This window comes from Gorillibacterium sp. CAU 1737 (assembly GCF_039888655.1).
Lineage (GTDB): Bacteria > Bacillota > Bacilli > Paenibacillales > NBRC-103111 > Gorillibacterium.
This window is the reverse complement of sequence record NZ_JBDQQO010000005.1, coordinates 307,953-321,771: the sequence shown is the minus strand read 5'-3', so window position 1 is coordinate 321,771 and position 13,819 is coordinate 307,953. Positions and strand designations below refer to the sequence as shown.

The window sequence follows — 13,819 nt, the reverse complement described above, 5'->3', positions numbered from 1 at the left end:
TCTCTATAAGAGATAAGTGTTACTCTATATGATAAATCTCACGTTATACTGATCCTACCTGAAAGAGACCGAAGGAGGATCATCCCATGAGCAACCAAGCGCAAACAAGCAACACCCCAAAACCATTCAAAAAAGCTCCCTTCCGCTACGACGTGGTCGGAAGCTACCTTCGCCCGCAAGCCCTCAAGGAAGCACGGGAGGCTTTTACCGCCGGGAATTTATCACAAGATGAGCTGACGAAGATCGAGGACACGGAAATTCGCAAGCTCGTCGAGAAGCAAAAGAAAATCGGCCTGAAGGCCATTACGGACGGCGAGTTCCGCCGCAGCTACTGGCATCTGGACTTCTTCTGGGGCTTTGAGGGCATCGAGCATGTGCTGATGGACCGGGGCTACCTCTTTCACGGAGAAGAAACGCGAGCTGACTCGGCCCGACTCTCCGGGAAGATTCGTGTCGGAAGCGAGCACCCATTCCTCGCTCACTACCGCTTCCTGAAGGAGGCGGCGGGAGACGATGTGCTCGCGAAGCAGACGATTCCTGCGCCAGCCCAACTGCTCGCCGAGCTCGTCCGCGACGTGAATGCCAAGGAAGTCGAGCGTCTCTATCCCGACCGCGAGGAGCTGTACCGCGACATCGCCGCCGCCTATCGCAGCGTCATCCTCTCCTTCTACGAAGCAGGCTGCCGCAACGTCCAGTTGGACGATTGCACGTGGGGGATGCTGTGCGACGAGTCCTTCTGGTCCGCGATGGCGGGCGAGGGCTACGATCCCGCGCAGCTTCAAACGCTGTACCTGCGCCTGAACAATGACGCCATCGCCGATCTTCCCGAAGACCTGGTTGTGACCACCCACGTATGCCGAGGCAATTACCATTCGACCTGGGCCACTTCCGGCGGTTATCAGCCGGTAGCCGAAACGCTTCTGGGCAAGGAGAACGTATCCGCCTACTTCCTCGAGTACGATACGGATCGTGCCGGCGACTTCACCCCGCTCGCCAAGGTGTCCGGGGACAAGCAGGTGGTGCTTGGTCTCATCTCCTCCAAAACCGGGGAGCTGGAAAGCAAGGAGCAGATCATCGCCCGCATCAAGGAAGCGGAGCAGTACGTTCCGGCAGATCGGCTCTGCTTGAGCCCGCAATGCGGATTCGCCTCTACGGAGGAAGGGAATATCCTGACCGAGGAAGAGCAGTGGAAGAAGATCGCCCTCGTCAAAGAAATCGCTGAAGAGGTTTGGGGTGAAGAATCTTAACAAAGCGGGCAAACCTGTTTGCTTCCTGAAAACGGCGTCCCATTCTTGACCCAATAACAGACTCCAACCTATTGATCCATACGGGCTTTCTTCACTAATGAGAGTGGGCCTGGTGGGCAAATGAGTTGGAGTCTTTTTGTTGGTTACCTCATTCGAATAGAACCCCCGTGATAACATACATATGTGTCTGCGTCATAAGCCAACAGCCTCGCAAGCGATTCCTCGGCCTTCGGCAAATCAAGGGCAAATTGCGGATTCGCTACGGCAAGCTCGCCGTTCTCAATGACGGCGGCATCTCCCGTGAGGAGGACTCGCTGCTCCGTCAAATACAAAGAGAAATGCCCGGGCGTATGGCCGGGAGTGGCGATCACTTCACAGCCGCCGCCCCAGGACAATCGTTCCCCACCGCGTAGAATCCGATCGACAGGAACAGCCTCCATCCCTCTCAGCATCTCAATAAAAGCCAGCCCTCCCTCTTGCTCGGAAGCGGGCAGGCGATGCTGCATCTCCAAAGCCTGAACGAGGCGCGCCGAAGGCTGCTCGCCCGTCACATAAGGAGTCTCTCCCTCGCTTGTTACGACCAGAAGGGAGGGGTATTTCCGTTTAAACGAAGCGGCCGCTCCCATGTGATCGTAGTCGTGGTGAGTAAGGACGAGCTGCGTGAGCTGGTCACCGGTGAAGCCGATCACCGCCATCGCTGCTTCGATTCGCTCCAGATCACCGGGATAGCCGCAATCCACGAGCACCAGATCCCGCTCATCCTTAAGCAAAACCGGATGAAGAACCGTTATGCTGTCTCCATACGGAATTTCAATAGATAATACGTAATAGGCGTGCATCTCTTATCCCTCCAATACCCACCATTATAGTCGATGGAGCCCAGTCGAACGATGGGCTGGTTTCCGTTCAACCATTCTTTCCCTTGTCGGTTCCGCTTCCAAGGCGTATTCTGCAGGAGGAACAGGGAAGGTTCCGAACAACTTTTCCCTTGCCCGACAACAATCCGCTTAAGGTGGTAAAACCATGAATCCTCTTTTATCCGAACGCCTTGTTATCCGCCGCTTCGAACCAACCGATTGGCGTGACTTATATGAGTATCTATCCGACCCGGAGGTTCTCCTCTACGAGCCCTATGAAGTGTTTACAGAAGAGCAGGCCAAGGAAGAAGCCATTCGCCGTTCTCAACTCGACACCTTTCCTGCGGTATGCCTCAAGGAAAGCGGCAAGGTCATCGGCAACCTGTATTTCGCGAAGGGTGAGTTTGGCACTTGGGAAGTGGGCTACGTCTTCAATCGCTTCTATCAGGGGAAAGGGTATGCAACCGAAAGTGCGAGGATGCTTGTCGACTATGTGTTCACCGAATTTGGGGCACGCCGAATCGTCGCGAAGTGCGACCCGTTAAATGAACGTTCCTGGAGATTGCTCGAGCGCTTGAAGATGAGGAGAGAAGGACATCATTTGCAAAACGTATCTTTCAAAACGGACGCTGAGGGAACCCCCATCTGGAAGGACACCTTCGTATACGCCATTTTGCAAACGGAATGGTCTGCTGAGCACGAATCCACTTCGGGCTCTCTGTAAGACCCATTCGAGCGAGCTCGATCTGCTACCGCTGCAAGTCCGTCAGCTGCTTCCACTTCACTCCTAATGCGGGGGGCTGGTAATGGATCATCTGGGCGATCAGTTCGTCGGGGTTGTCCGCTACACAGAAGAGCTTCAGATGGCTTTCCTTCATAAAACCCTCCTGCACCGTATGCGTAAGCATCGTGATCAGCGGAGTAAAGAAGCCGCTCACGTTCAGGAGGCCCACCGGCTTCGCATGGATGCCGAGCTGGGCCCAGCTCAGCATTTCAAACAGTTCCTCGTAGGTTCCCACTCCGCCGGGAAGGGCGATGAAGCCGTCTGCCAATTCGGCCATCCGCTTTTTGCGGGAAGGCATGTCTTCGGTTTCGTGGAACGTGCTCAGACCGGGATGTGCTGCTTCCTTTGGAAACAACCCTTTCGGCATGACACCGATAACGTCTCCCTTTCCATCCAATACGGCATTCGCAACTTCCCCCATCAAGCCCAGTCGGGACCCTCCGTAGACCAGCCCGATCCCCCGCGTGGCGAGCGCTCGTCCAAGCCGGTTGGCTCCTTCTTGATAATCGGTCCGATTCCCATAATTGGAACCGGAATATACAGCAATTCGATTCATGTTGTTCCTCCTGTTCGTTTCATCATCCCGGTTATTTGTTTTGACCCGAATCCCATTTCTCATCATAATGAAAGGACAGCTATAAGAAAACAAAGGATTCGGCATAGGGGGTATATTGAATTTTCATATGTCCATTCATTTAGAGCTCTATCGGATTTTCTATCTGACGGCCAAATCGGGCAGCCTGTCCAAAGCCGCCAAGCTGCTTTATACCTCTCAGCCGTCGGTCAGCCACTCCATCAAGCTTCTGGAGGAGAAGCTTGGCGGCCAGTTGTTCTATCGATTGGCACGCGGTGTGTCGCTAACTCCGGAAGGACGAGTCCTGTATGAATACATTGAACAAGGCTACGGCCTGATGATGACCGGCGAACAGCGATTCTCCGAGTTGAAGCAGATGAGCGCAGGACAGCTTCGCATCTCCGTCTGCGGTGCCGTATGCAAGTACGACCTGCTCGAAGGAATCCGCCGCTATGCGGAGCTCTACCCCGGCGTTCGACTCAACATCAAGGACGAATCGAGCACCGAGATCGCTCGCCTGCTGGCGGTAGGCGAGAGCGACATCGGCGTAGTCAACCTGCATCAGCTCGACGAAGATTCTTTCACTTTATGGAGACAGCTGACGCTTCAGGATTGCTTCGTTGTCGGAGAACGGTATCGCGACAGCATCAAGGCCCCTTTATCACCACAGAAATTGACGACTCAGTACCCCCTCATCCTCCTGCAAAAAGGAGGGAGCACCCGAGACTACATCGACCGCTACTTTCACTCTCATCAGGTAGAGCTCATCCCTCATCTGGAAGTGAGTCATCTCGATCTCATGGTCGAGTTAGCGGTTCAGGGACTCGGAGCGGCATGCGTGGCTAGGAGCTATGTGGAACGCGAGCTCCAAAGTGGACAACTCCACGAGCTTCCCCTTCAAGCCCCCATTCCCGTGAGGCACCTTGGCCTTGTCACGAAGAACGGAATGCCCTTATCCACTGCCGCACAACGATTTCTAGACTTATTTGAAAGGTGAACCCCCATGAAGCGAATCGAAATCTCCTTCCCGTCCGATAGGGTTCCGTCGGCAATTCGTCCCTTTTTCCATCAGGCCCTCGTGTATGACAGCAGTTGCTCCGAAGCGGCCCGAACCCTCTACCTGGCGGGACGGGAGAAGGCATTCCTCAAGATCGCAAGCAAAGGGTCTCTGGAACGCGAAAGCAAGATGACTGCTTTTCTCCATAAACATACCCTCGCTCCGCAGGTTCTTGCTTATTTGTCGGAGGGAGACCATGATTATCTGGTTACCGAAGCCATCGAGGGAGAAGACGGCACCGCTCCTCACCATTTGGCTGAGCCGCATAAGCTGGCAAGCACCTTCGGGGAGAGCTTGCGCAGGCTTCATTCGCTCCCGGTGGCCGGATGCCCTTACCCGGATCGATCCCGGGAGCTTGCGCAGGAGGACATGAAAAAAGGCGTGGACCTTTCTCCCCTGCAGGAGCTTGGTTACACGCCCGTCGATTCGGTTGTTCTGCATGGAGATTACTGCTTGCCCAATCTGCTCATGAATCATTTTACGCTGCAAGGATTCATTGACGTAGGGGACGGAGGAATTGGAGATCAGCACTACGATCTATACTCGGGGATTTGGACACTCCAATACAATTTGCACACCGATGCTTATCGGGATCACTTCCTGGATGCTTATGGGCGAGATGCAATCTCTGAGAGAGGGCTGTCGTATTTCACTGACTGGGCAGCGTTGCTTTCTTCCTAGAAGCTGCGCTTCCTCAATTCGTCTTTTTCGCTGCGGTTTTGCGGGTTCCTTTTCCACGGGATGCCGCAGGGGGCTTCTGCTCTTCTTCCCTCCGCAGCTCTTGTTGTCGCAGCTTCTCCACCTCTTTCTCCTCGTGTTTCCGACGAAGGAGAGTGTTGGCATATTCGGAGGCAAGCGGATCATCCAAGCGAAGATAATGCTCGAAGGCATCGGGATAAACGAACGCCTTCTGCCCGACTGGAGCCGCAAATTCAATGACCATACGCGCATCTTCAACCGTTATAATCTGACCGTTCCCAAATGCAGGGTGCTCCACCTTTTGATTGATCAGCTTCATCCTGATGACCATCCCTTCGATGAGGTTTACCTATTCAATGTCATATATAGGTATTGATATTTCCTCCCTACTATATCATATGCTTGTCAACCCCCTGCATACTTGGAAGGGCTAGTCAACTTTATTATTTGAACGAAGAGGTAAGCTAAAGAAAAGGAATGGGGGACAGAGTCGCACAGGCTCCCTCCACCCGCTACCTTGTGGAGATCGCCTTCTTCCACTTTCTCAGCTTGGCGCGAAAGTTCTTGAACGGGGCGACGGAGTTGATGTGAATCCACCTCGCCATCGGCCAGTTCTCCTTCGTTCCAGTCCACTGGCGGTGGCCTTGCCGGAACAGTTCATCCTCGCTCAAGGTGTCGATCCACTCGCACCACCGTTGCTCTGCCTCGCGAAATTGCGCTCTCAGCTCATCCAGGGAGAATGCAGCGTATCGTTCGGTAAAGGACTGCGTGAGCGCCCCGAGCTGGTTCCACTTGAAGCCGGGAGCGGGCATCACCACCGGGCTCCCGGCCTGCTCGTCGGCGTCCCAGCCCTGAACAAGGGCAAGCCAGCCGAGCTGGTAGCTAATGATCTCAGCCGGGGTTTTATCCACCTCCGGCACCTGCAGGTCCTTCTGCTCATTGTCGATCCCCTCAAACTCGGCATCCAGAAGACGGTACTGCTCGTGAATGGCCTCCAGCAGTTCTTTTTTGGACGAATACTCATAACTGGCCATGGGTTCCCTCTCTTTCGAATTTGCTGTACGCTCTCTTTGTACCTTTGTACCACAAATCAGGGACAACCGCTTGTCCGGTTTGGAAAAAGAAAGAAGGCACGAATCCTTATCGATTCGTACCTGTTTCCCGGTTCTATACACTTGCTCCCGTCCTGTTACTCCGCCGCGCTTCCCTTGCCCGGGATAATCTTCACGGCATCGTACATGTGAACACTCACGCTCAGGATGGAATCATCCGCCGGCTTTTCCTTCTTCTCACGGTGCCCCTGGATATGGACATCGCTCTTCTCCCAATTCTTCCACGCCTCAATCGATTCCCAGCGGATCATCATCACCACTTCTTCTTCGTCCTTCTTCTTCCGGTTGACGAGAATCGTACGGTCAATCAGTCCTTCCATTCCATCGACGGCCATGCTGCCGGAAAACCTCTCGATGACCTTCTCGGCGTAGCCGGCCTTTACAGTAACGGTTCTCGTTTGAATCATCATGCGATTGTCCTCCTACTCGGAACTTTGTGTGATAACTATTCTCATTCCAATAATACCCGTTGGGAGGGCCTGTCTTCAAGCTTCCGGTCGCCCCATCGCCTCAGGCTTCCGGCTCAGCTCATCCTCTCAAACTTCTGGCTCATCCGCTGAGGGCTTCGGGTCAACCATTCCTTGCAGGTCGCTGCGGAGACGGTCCATCAGGTCGCGGAACTGCACTGCTTGCTCCGAATCTGCCTGCTGCTGCGACACCTTGGCTGCCTTCGCCAGCAGGAAGACCACGTCTTGCCATTCGTGCATCAGCTCCCGCAGCTCCCGCTTGCCGCCATGACCGCCCGGAGGGCGCTCGCCGTGCCGATGCTCCCCGTGTCCCTCTCCTCTGCTGGGAAATGGCCTCCGGTTCTCCTGGAGATACCGCCGTCCTTCTTCGGTAATGGAGTACAGCTTCTTGCCATCTTCCTCTTCCGAGACGATCAGGTTGGTTTCTTCGAGAAACTGCAAGTTCGGGTAGACGGAGCCTGGACTTGGCGTATAGAGTCCTCCGGTACTCTCCTCCATCGCCTTGATCAACTGGTAGCCATGCATGGACGAGCCGTTCAACAGCTCCAGCAGGGCAAACTTAAACTCTCCCCGTCCAAAGAAACGCTGCCGACCGCCTCCATGTCTTCCTCCTCCATGTCCCTCTCCTCCATGCTGACCGCCTCCATGACCGTGGGGCATTTCATGCATGTGGTGGAAAAAGCGATGCTGACCGTGAATCCCTCTGCACGGCTCATGAAAATAACCATTTTGTGAATCCTTCATCTGGCTTCACTCCTTATTACGATATATCGTTAACGATACAATCACTATAATACGATATATCGTTATCGTCAAGCCGCTTCCTCAACCGCCCAAAACAAAAAGAGCGCCGGACCAAAAGGCCCAGCGCCCTCATCTGCTTCTTCCTGATTACGGCTTAAAGATTTTGATGCTCTTCAGAATGTCGCGGAACGTGTCCTGGTTCTTCTCGAACAGGTCGGCATCCTCGAAGCGTACCGTCGCCCCGTAGAAGCCGGGAGCGATGGATTGGTCCAGGATGAGCTGCCAGGTATGGTTCGCCGCATCCTTGTAGAGCGTCCCTTTGATGCCCTGGGCAGTCGTGAACGCTTCTTTCTCCAGCGTCTCCTCTGGAGGAGAAAGTGTGCTGTATTGATTAAATACATACACCTTGTTCTGTTCACTGCCCTTCAATCTCAGCTCAACCCCCTCATCCGGGGTAGCTTCTCGATCCGCAGTAGCGGCTACTCTAGGCTGCTCCACTGCCTTCCAGTCCTCGGGGACGTTGACCTCAAATTTCGATTCCTTGGTGGTAAACTTCGCAGTTTCTCCCTTATCTCTCGGATAAAAGACCACCACCAGGATGGCAATGAGCGCCACAGCAACCGCCGTAAACAATACTCTTTTTCCGGTTAACGACATTCGAGTTCCCTCCTTGTTGTCCCTTTCGCTTCGTACCTCTTATTTCTTCGTATACGGCATGTATCCGTCCGACCCCATCGATTCGTAGGTCCAGGTGGTGTAAACCGCCAGATTCGGGGTTTGCTCATAGGCGTATACCTTCGAGTTCGTGGTGTCGTTGGAGGCGATCAGGAAGGTATGCCCGCTCTTCACCACGGCATCGCCGGCAGCCAACTTCTTGTAGGCAGCCTTCAGATCAGCCTTCGTCGGGGTCGAGCTGTTGTAGGTGCCAACCTTCGCATAGGTACCATCCTGAATCCCGCTTACGAAACCCGAGGTGGTCTGACGGGAGATGCCCCAAGCAAAGCTCACAAAGCCAGAGCAATCATTCCCATACCGGGGCATGATGATATCGAAGCGGGTATAATTCGTGTAAAAGTCCGTAGCCGACATGGCCTTGGTGAAGCCGTCCTTATCCTTCTGGTTCTCGGTTTGGGAATACGGCATCCCGGTGTATTTCGTATTGGCTTTGAAGGTGGTATTGTTTTTCCACCCGCGCACGTCCTTGGTCGGCGTCCATGTCATGTTGACCATGCCTTTGGCTTTGTCGACGACCGTCGTGCGATCGCTTGCGGAGAAGCCGAACGGGGAGATCGTGCCCACCTTCGTTGCTTCCAGCGTTTCCACTTCCTTCTGGAGATCCAGCGTCTTCGCTACCGACACCTCAATGACTTCCTTGATGCCGCCGTATTCGACCGTTACCGTCGCCTTACCTGCGCCTATGGCAAGGAGCCGGCCGGCATCAGCGAAAACCACATCAGTGTTATCGCTCGACCATACAGCCTTTTGACCCAGGTTGATGAAACTGCCCTCCGCGAGTTCTCCTACTGCATCCACAAAGACGGATTCGCCGTTATGCTCCAGGGCCACTTCCTTTTGCGACAGGACGAGGGAGTTGATCTTCTCGGGCACCGTGATTTCGGGCAGTCCGTAAGCTTCGGTATTGTAATCCCGGGAAGAGCTGCCGAACAACTCCTCCGCACTGCTCTTCGTGACCGGATCAGCAGCCAGTACTTGACCGGAAGTCGAAAACAAAGCCGCTACCAGTACGACGCTCAACATCGAACCCCAACGTTTTTTCATAGTAAAATCCCTCTCTCCATAAATGGTATGATTCCTAGTACTTCGTTTCGGATGATGTTGCCGTCACCGTTTCGATCACCCGTCCGCCGCTCTTGACGGCCACGGTTGTGACCACTCGGTACGTGTAGCCGGAGCTCACATAGGTCTCCTTCTCGAAGCTGTGCGATCCTTTGCCGGTGAAATCCTTGCTCCAGCTCTTCACCGCCGACCAGCCCTTCCCGGATGAACGCTGAAGCTCGATGGTCATCTGAGAGTCATAAGCGCCCGAGACATACACGTCCCCGCTCGCATAGGTTTGACCCCCGCTGCCCACTAAGAGAGATGCCCCTACAATCGAAACATACTGATAGCAAGGTGACACCTTGCCGTTGTCAGCCGAAGCTGCATGGCCAATTCCAGGAAAGGCAGCAGATATTGTGAATAAAAGCACAAGTACAAACAGCCATGAAGTCCGCTTCGGTTTGCTCAACCCGAATCCTCCCTTCCTCCCGTTTTGGGCTTTCTCACTGTATAAGACGATGATCCATTCCATTTACAACATGTTCTGGAAAAATTATTCGATTTTCTCAACACTCTCTGCTAGTTGGACGAACTCTTCCTCCGATAAACCCGTTTCCTCGCCCATAAGCAGAAACAGCTGGTCCCGCTTCTGCCAGACGACCGTGAGCTTCTCCCCTTTGCGCACGAACATGCCCTTCTCCCCCTGTACGAGAATAGCGGCAACGTCATCTGCATCCTCCGAATCAACGTGAACACCGCTCGTTCCGAGTTTCTGCTGGAACAGCAAGGAGCCCCCGTCGTCCCGGGTATATTCGATCTCCTTCATCGTCTGGTAATGAGTAACCCGGACCATTCGGTACCCGGTCGGCACCTCAGTCGGGACATACGCGTCCGTCCCCGCAAGCGATTGAAGGGAGGCCGTCTGCGGTTCTGCCGTCTGCTGCTCCAAACGAAATTCGGTATAGCTCTCCTTCATCTGTACAAAAAAGGCATACATGCGCACCCGGACCGCTTCCACGCTAACGGCGGATACGGTCAGGAGCACGAGGAGGAGAGGCAATGCCAGCGCCGCCTTTCGGGGCTTGATCCGCAGCATGCCCATCCATCCCAGCACCCGATAACCCCAAATGCGGCGCTGAAGGCGAAGCTGGAACCGTTTCATCTCTTCCTCGGTTGGCTGATACAGCGGATTGTCCCGCAGTTCCTCGTTCTCTTTCCGAAAGGCACGGCCCTCCTGCTCCAGATAAGAAGACAACGCCAGCTTCAACTGGATCTCCTCATACTCCTCCTTGAGAGACTTTGGATCCATGGGATGATGCGGCTTGCTCACGATGTTCTCTCCTCTCCCCCGATAATAGAACGCAGGCCCGGCGTTTGGCCCGCGTCAAATAAGACGGGACATGCCGGACCGGAATATCCAGGTACCGGGCAATCTCCCGATCCTTCCATTCCAGATGGTACTTGCAGATCAGCAGTTGCCGGTCTCGATCCGACAGGAGGCGCAACGCCTGCCCGAGCTCCTCTCCGTTCTCCTTGTTCAAGATACTCGGTTCCGGCAGCGCCCACGCGGTCTCAAGCCGAGCGGCTGCTGTCTCCTCCTGAACGGTTGGTAGCTTTCGTCTGTCCCGGATCCGTTTGCGGAGGGAATCCACGCAAGTGTTCCTCACGGTGTAGACGACGTAGGCCGTCCGTCTACCGTCATCCAAAGAGCGCAGAAGGGGAATCTTGGGGATCAGCTTCATGCAGGCATCCTGAATCAGGTCATCCACAATCCGATAATCCTGCGTCACTTCATAGGCTTTCTTTTTCATTAACGGATAATAGTCTTGGTACAAGTCGGCCATAAAGCGCCGATCCTCCTCATCACCGATGAGGGATAGGATGATCACGAGCATGGCGAACCTCCATTTGTGCCAGAGGAAGCACGAATCCCCTGTAAGTGGGAAACTGATTATGGATAATTATAGTGGAAATGTTATTATCCTTGCTATGAGAAAAGGTTCAAATTTGAAATTCGTGAGGGGGTTCTTCGGTAGGAGTATAGCTTTTTCCTATACTTCACTATATTTATTAAGTGTTACTCTATAGATTTGAGGCCGTGCTATAGTGAGAAAAACTTACCTGCTCAGGAGGAATCCATGAAGACTTCCGTAATTGGTTATCCCCGAATCGGTGCCGCGCGCGAATTGAAGTTCTGGACGGAGGCCTACTTCAAAGGCCAGCTGACGGAGCCCGAGCTGAAGGAGAATGCCCGTCTTCTTCGGCGCACACACTGGAAAAGGCTGCAAGAAGCCGGCATCGAGCTCATTCCTTCTCATGACTTTTCTTTCTACGACGGCATGCTCGATACCGCTGTGCTTCTCGGTGCCGTTCCTTCGCGTTATCGGGAGCTGGGACAGGGCGAGCTGGCTACCTATTTTGCGATGGCAAGAGGCTATCAGGGAGCACAAGGGGATGTTCGGGCGCTGTCCATGCGCAAATGGTTCAATACCAACTACCATTACATCGTGCCCGAGCTGACAGACGACCTCACCCTCGCGTTAAGCGGAAGCAAGCCCTTCGACGATTTCCTGGAAGCTCAGGCGGAGGGAGTCCTGACGAAGCCGGTTGTGATCGGTCCGTTTACATTCTTGAAGCTGTCGACGTTCAAGGGCAGCAAGAAGCCGGAAGACTATACTTCCGAGCTGATCGAAGCCTACGCTCAGTTGCTCAGCCGGTTCGGCGAGATCGGCGCAGAGTGGCTTCAGTTGGACGAGCCCTCCCTCGTGACCGACCTGACTGAGTCGGATCTCGCCTTGTTTACGAAGCTGTACTCCTCTCTATTAAGCCGAAAAGGCTCGGTAAAGGTGCTGCTGCAAACGTATTTTGGCGACATTCGGGATGGCTACACGGAAGTGGTGTCCCTGCCTTTTGACGGAATCGGGCTGGATTTTGTTGAGGGGAAGGAAACCGCCGCTCTTGTCAAAAAGCACGGATTCCCGAGGAGCAAAGTTTTGTTCGCTGGTGTTGTGAATGGCAAGAACATCTGGCGCAACGATTATTCACATACCTTGCAAGTCTTGTCCTCTCTGCGAGAGGCTGCGGATCAGATCGTGATCAGCACCTCGTGCTCTCTGCTCCACGTTCCTTACACGGTGCAGGCGGAACCGCAGCTAGAGGAGGACGCTCGGCGCCTTCTGGCGTTTGCGGATGAGAAGCTGCAGGAGCTGTCCGAACTGCGTGTGTTGGGAGAAGACGCTGACCATTCGCAAAATCCGCTTCTTTTGGCCAACGTTCGTCTTCATCAGGAGAAGAAAAACAAGACAAAGGACCGGGTTCAAGCGCGGGTTCGCGACTTGTCGCCGGGCGACTTCACTCGATCCCCGTCGTTTGAAGAACGGTCGAAGGTTCAGAAGAAGCACTTGCAGCTCCCTCTGCTGCCGACTACAACCATCGGCTCTTTCCCTCAAACAAGAGAGGTGAAGCTCAACCGCTCCCGATGGAAAAAAGGCGAGCTCACCACAGAGCAGTATCAGGCGAACCTGCGAGCCATGATCGCAGACTGCATCCGTCAGCAGGAGCGATTGGGCCTGGATGTATTGGTACACGGGGAGTATGAGCGAAACGACATGGTGGAGTATTTCGGGGAAAACCTGTCCGGCTTTCTCTTCACGAAGCAAGCCTGGGTGCAATCGTATGGGACTCGCTGTGTTAAGCCGCCTATCCTTTATGCCGATATCGAACGCACCGCTCGCATCTCCGTCGACATCTCCGCCTACGCTCAAAGCCTGACCGAGAAGCCGGTGAAGGGAATGCTTACCGGTCCGGTCACGATCCTGAATTGGTCCTTCCCGCGGGAGGACATCAGCACCAGGGAGATCGCTCTGCAAATCGCCCTCGCCATCCGCGATGAAGTGCTCGATCTGGAGGCCGCCGGGCTTCGGATGATTCAAGTGGACGAAGCCGCACTCAAGGAGAAGCTCCCCTTGCGCAAGTCGGATTGGCACGAGGATTACCTCGATTGGGCCATTCCTGCCTTCCGCTTGGTGCACAGCGGGGTAAAGCCCGAGACGCAAATCCACACCCACATGTGCTACAGCGAATTTCAGGAGATGCTGGCGAGCATTGATGCAATGGATGCGGATGTGATTTCGTTTGAGGCTTCCCGCTCCCACCTGGCGATTGTCGACGCCATCCAGGACAACGGCTTCCGGACGGCGGTCGGTCCGGGTGTCTACGACATTCACTCCCCGCGAATCCCTTCTCAGGAAGAGATCGTGTCGACTCTCCAGTCCATGCTGGAGAAGATCGCTCCCGACAAATGCTGGGTCAACCCGGATTGCGGACTCAAGACGCGCAATCCGGAAGAGGTGGAACAAAGCCTTACCGTTCTCGTGCAAGCCGCCAAGCAAGTTCGAGCCGAACTGCACTAGAACATATCTTCAAGCCTATGTATGGCCGAGTTGCTTTCATGCAAAAACCCGCAAGCAGGGGACAGCCCCAATGCTTGTGGGTTTCCT

At 54.4% G+C, this 13,819-nt stretch carries 16 protein-coding genes; 5 read left to right on the top strand and 11 right to left on the bottom strand.

Annotation, left to right across the window (positions count from 1 at the left end; all coding sequences use genetic code 11):
• Window positions 1-86 precede the first annotated feature (86 nt).
• Window positions 87-1,247 (top strand): 5-methyltetrahydropteroyltriglutamate--homocysteine S-methyltransferase, encoded by a 1,161-nt coding sequence (locus AAFN83_RS13150; protein WP_347770046.1) that lies wholly within the window; start codon window positions 87-89, stop codon window positions 1,245-1,247.
• A gap of 143 nt (window positions 1,248-1,390) precedes the next feature.
• Here AAFN83_RS13150 and AAFN83_RS13145 read toward each other — a convergent pair whose 3' ends face one another.
• Window positions 1,391-2,086, bottom strand: coding sequence for an MBL fold metallo-hydrolase (locus AAFN83_RS13145; protein WP_347770044.1), 696 nt, complete (start codon window positions 2,084-2,086; stop codon window positions 1,391-1,393).
• Window positions 2,087-2,270: 184 nt separating this feature from the next.
• Between AAFN83_RS13145 and AAFN83_RS13140 the strand changes: the two genes are divergently transcribed.
• A complete protein-coding gene (locus AAFN83_RS13140; protein ID WP_347770042.1) occupies window positions 2,271-2,828 on the top strand; it encodes a GNAT family N-acetyltransferase in 558 nt (185 codons plus the stop codon).
• Between the two features lie 25 nt (window positions 2,829-2,853).
• On the opposite strand, the gene AAFN83_RS13135 is transcribed toward AAFN83_RS13140, so the two are convergent.
• A complete protein-coding gene (locus AAFN83_RS13135; RefSeq protein WP_347770040.1) occupies window positions 2,854-3,444 on the bottom strand; it encodes an LOG family protein in 591 nt (196 codons plus the stop codon).
• 115 nt (window positions 3,445-3,559) lie between these two features.
• On the opposite strand from AAFN83_RS13135, the gene AAFN83_RS13130 reads away from it, so the two are divergent.
• The gene (locus tag AAFN83_RS13130; RefSeq protein WP_347770038.1) at window positions 3,560-4,459 is read left to right on the top strand and encodes a LysR family transcriptional regulator; all 900 of its coding nucleotides are present in this window, start codon (window positions 3,560-3,562) and stop codon (window positions 4,457-4,459) included.
• Window positions 4,460-4,465: 6 nt separating this feature from the next.
• On the top strand, window positions 4,466-5,200 hold the full coding sequence (locus AAFN83_RS13125; protein WP_347770036.1) for an aminoglycoside 3'-phosphotransferase: 735 nt from the start codon (window positions 4,466-4,468) through the stop codon (window positions 5,198-5,200).
• A gap of 13 nt (window positions 5,201-5,213) precedes the next feature.
• Here the strand turns inward: AAFN83_RS13125 and AAFN83_RS13120 are convergent, their stop codons facing one another.
• From AAFN83_RS13120 to AAFN83_RS13080, 9 genes are all read right to left on the bottom strand, one after another.
• Window positions 5,214-5,537 carry a hypothetical protein gene (locus AAFN83_RS13120; RefSeq protein ID WP_347770034.1) on the bottom strand — a complete coding sequence of 108 codons (324 nt, stop codon included), beginning with the start codon at window positions 5,535-5,537 and terminating at the stop codon, window positions 5,214-5,216.
• 193 nt (window positions 5,538-5,730) lie between these two features.
• Window positions 5,731-6,252 carry a ClbS/DfsB family four-helix bundle protein gene (locus tag AAFN83_RS13115; protein WP_347770032.1) on the bottom strand — a complete coding sequence of 174 codons (522 nt, stop codon included), beginning with the start codon at window positions 6,250-6,252 and terminating at the stop codon, window positions 5,731-5,733.
• A gap of 155 nt (window positions 6,253-6,407) precedes the next feature.
• The gene (locus tag AAFN83_RS13110) at window positions 6,408-6,740 is read right to left on the bottom strand and encodes an antibiotic biosynthesis monooxygenase (protein WP_347770030.1); all 333 of its coding nucleotides are present in this window, start codon (window positions 6,738-6,740) and stop codon (window positions 6,408-6,410) included.
• A 126-nt stretch (window positions 6,741-6,866) separates the two neighbouring features.
• A complete protein-coding gene (locus AAFN83_RS13105; RefSeq protein WP_347770028.1) occupies window positions 6,867-7,541 on the bottom strand; it encodes a PadR family transcriptional regulator in 675 nt (224 codons plus the stop codon).
• 147 nt (window positions 7,542-7,688) lie between these two features.
• The gene (locus AAFN83_RS13100; RefSeq protein WP_347770026.1) at window positions 7,689-8,198 is read right to left on the bottom strand and encodes a hypothetical protein; all 510 of its coding nucleotides are present in this window, start codon (window positions 8,196-8,198) and stop codon (window positions 7,689-7,691) included.
• A gap of 39 nt (window positions 8,199-8,237) precedes the next feature.
• Window positions 8,238-9,320, bottom strand: coding sequence for a hypothetical protein (locus AAFN83_RS13095; RefSeq protein ID WP_347770024.1), 1,083 nt, complete (start codon window positions 9,318-9,320; stop codon window positions 8,238-8,240).
• A 34-nt stretch (window positions 9,321-9,354) separates the two neighbouring features.
• Window positions 9,355-9,789, bottom strand: coding sequence for a hypothetical protein (locus AAFN83_RS13090; protein ID WP_347770022.1), 435 nt, complete (start codon window positions 9,787-9,789; stop codon window positions 9,355-9,357).
• Window positions 9,790-9,873: 84 nt separating this feature from the next.
• Window positions 9,874-10,650: a DUF4367 domain-containing protein gene (locus AAFN83_RS13085; protein ID WP_347770020.1), complete on the bottom strand. Its 777-nt coding sequence runs from the start codon at window positions 10,648-10,650 to the stop codon at window positions 9,874-9,876.
• The gene (locus AAFN83_RS13080; protein WP_347770018.1) at window positions 10,598-11,215 is read right to left on the bottom strand and encodes an RNA polymerase sigma factor; all 618 of its coding nucleotides are present in this window, start codon (window positions 11,213-11,215) and stop codon (window positions 10,598-10,600) included. The genes AAFN83_RS13085 and AAFN83_RS13080 overlap by 53 nt, the downstream gene beginning before the upstream one ends.
• Window positions 11,216-11,458: 243 nt before the next feature.
• Between AAFN83_RS13080 and metE the strand changes: the two genes are divergently transcribed.
• Entirely contained in the window at window positions 11,459-13,732 is a 2,274-nt protein-coding gene (gene metE, locus AAFN83_RS13075; RefSeq protein ID WP_347770016.1) for a 5-methyltetrahydropteroyltriglutamate--homocysteine S-methyltransferase, read from the top strand.
• The last annotated feature ends 87 nt before the right edge of the window (window positions 13,733-13,819 follow it).

Bases quoted from the DNA above. Each gene is read 5' to 3' on its own strand.
- AAFN83_RS13150 (WP_347770046.1), top strand. From the start codon at position 87: ATGAGCAACCAAGCGCAAACAAGCAACACCCCAAAACCATTCAAAAAA.
- AAFN83_RS13145 (WP_347770044.1), bottom strand. From the start codon at position 2,086: ATGCACGCCTATTACGTATTATCTATTGAAATTCCGTATGGAGACAGC.
- AAFN83_RS13140 (WP_347770042.1), top strand. From the start codon at position 2,271: ATGAATCCTCTTTTATCCGAACGCCTTGTTATCCGCCGCTTCGAACCA.
- AAFN83_RS13135 (WP_347770040.1), bottom strand. From the start codon at position 3,444: ATGAATCGAATTGCTGTATATTCCGGTTCCAATTATGGGAATCGGACC.
- AAFN83_RS13125 (WP_347770036.1), top strand. From the start codon at position 4,466: ATGAAGCGAATCGAAATCTCCTTCCCGTCCGATAGGGTTCCGTCGGCA.
- AAFN83_RS13120 (WP_347770034.1), bottom strand. From the start codon at position 5,537: ATGAAGCTGATCAATCAAAAGGTGGAGCACCCTGCATTTGGGAACGGT.
- AAFN83_RS13115 (WP_347770032.1), bottom strand. From the start codon at position 6,252: ATGGCCAGTTATGAGTATTCGTCCAAAAAAGAACTGCTGGAGGCCATT.
- AAFN83_RS13110 (WP_347770030.1), bottom strand. From the start codon at position 6,740: ATGATGATTCAAACGAGAACCGTTACTGTAAAGGCCGGCTACGCCGAG.
- AAFN83_RS13105 (WP_347770028.1), bottom strand. From the start codon at position 7,541: ATGAAGGATTCACAAAATGGTTATTTTCATGAGCCGTGCAGAGGGATT.
- AAFN83_RS13100 (WP_347770026.1), bottom strand. From the start codon at position 8,198: ATGTCGTTAACCGGAAAAAGAGTATTGTTTACGGCGGTTGCTGTGGCG.
- AAFN83_RS13095 (WP_347770024.1), bottom strand. From the start codon at position 9,320: ATGAAAAAACGTTGGGGTTCGATGTTGAGCGTCGTACTGGTAGCGGCT.
- AAFN83_RS13080 (WP_347770018.1), bottom strand. From the start codon at position 11,215: ATGCTCGTGATCATCCTATCCCTCATCGGTGATGAGGAGGATCGGCGC.
- metE (WP_347770016.1), top strand. From the start codon at position 11,459: ATGAAGACTTCCGTAATTGGTTATCCCCGAATCGGTGCCGCGCGCGAA.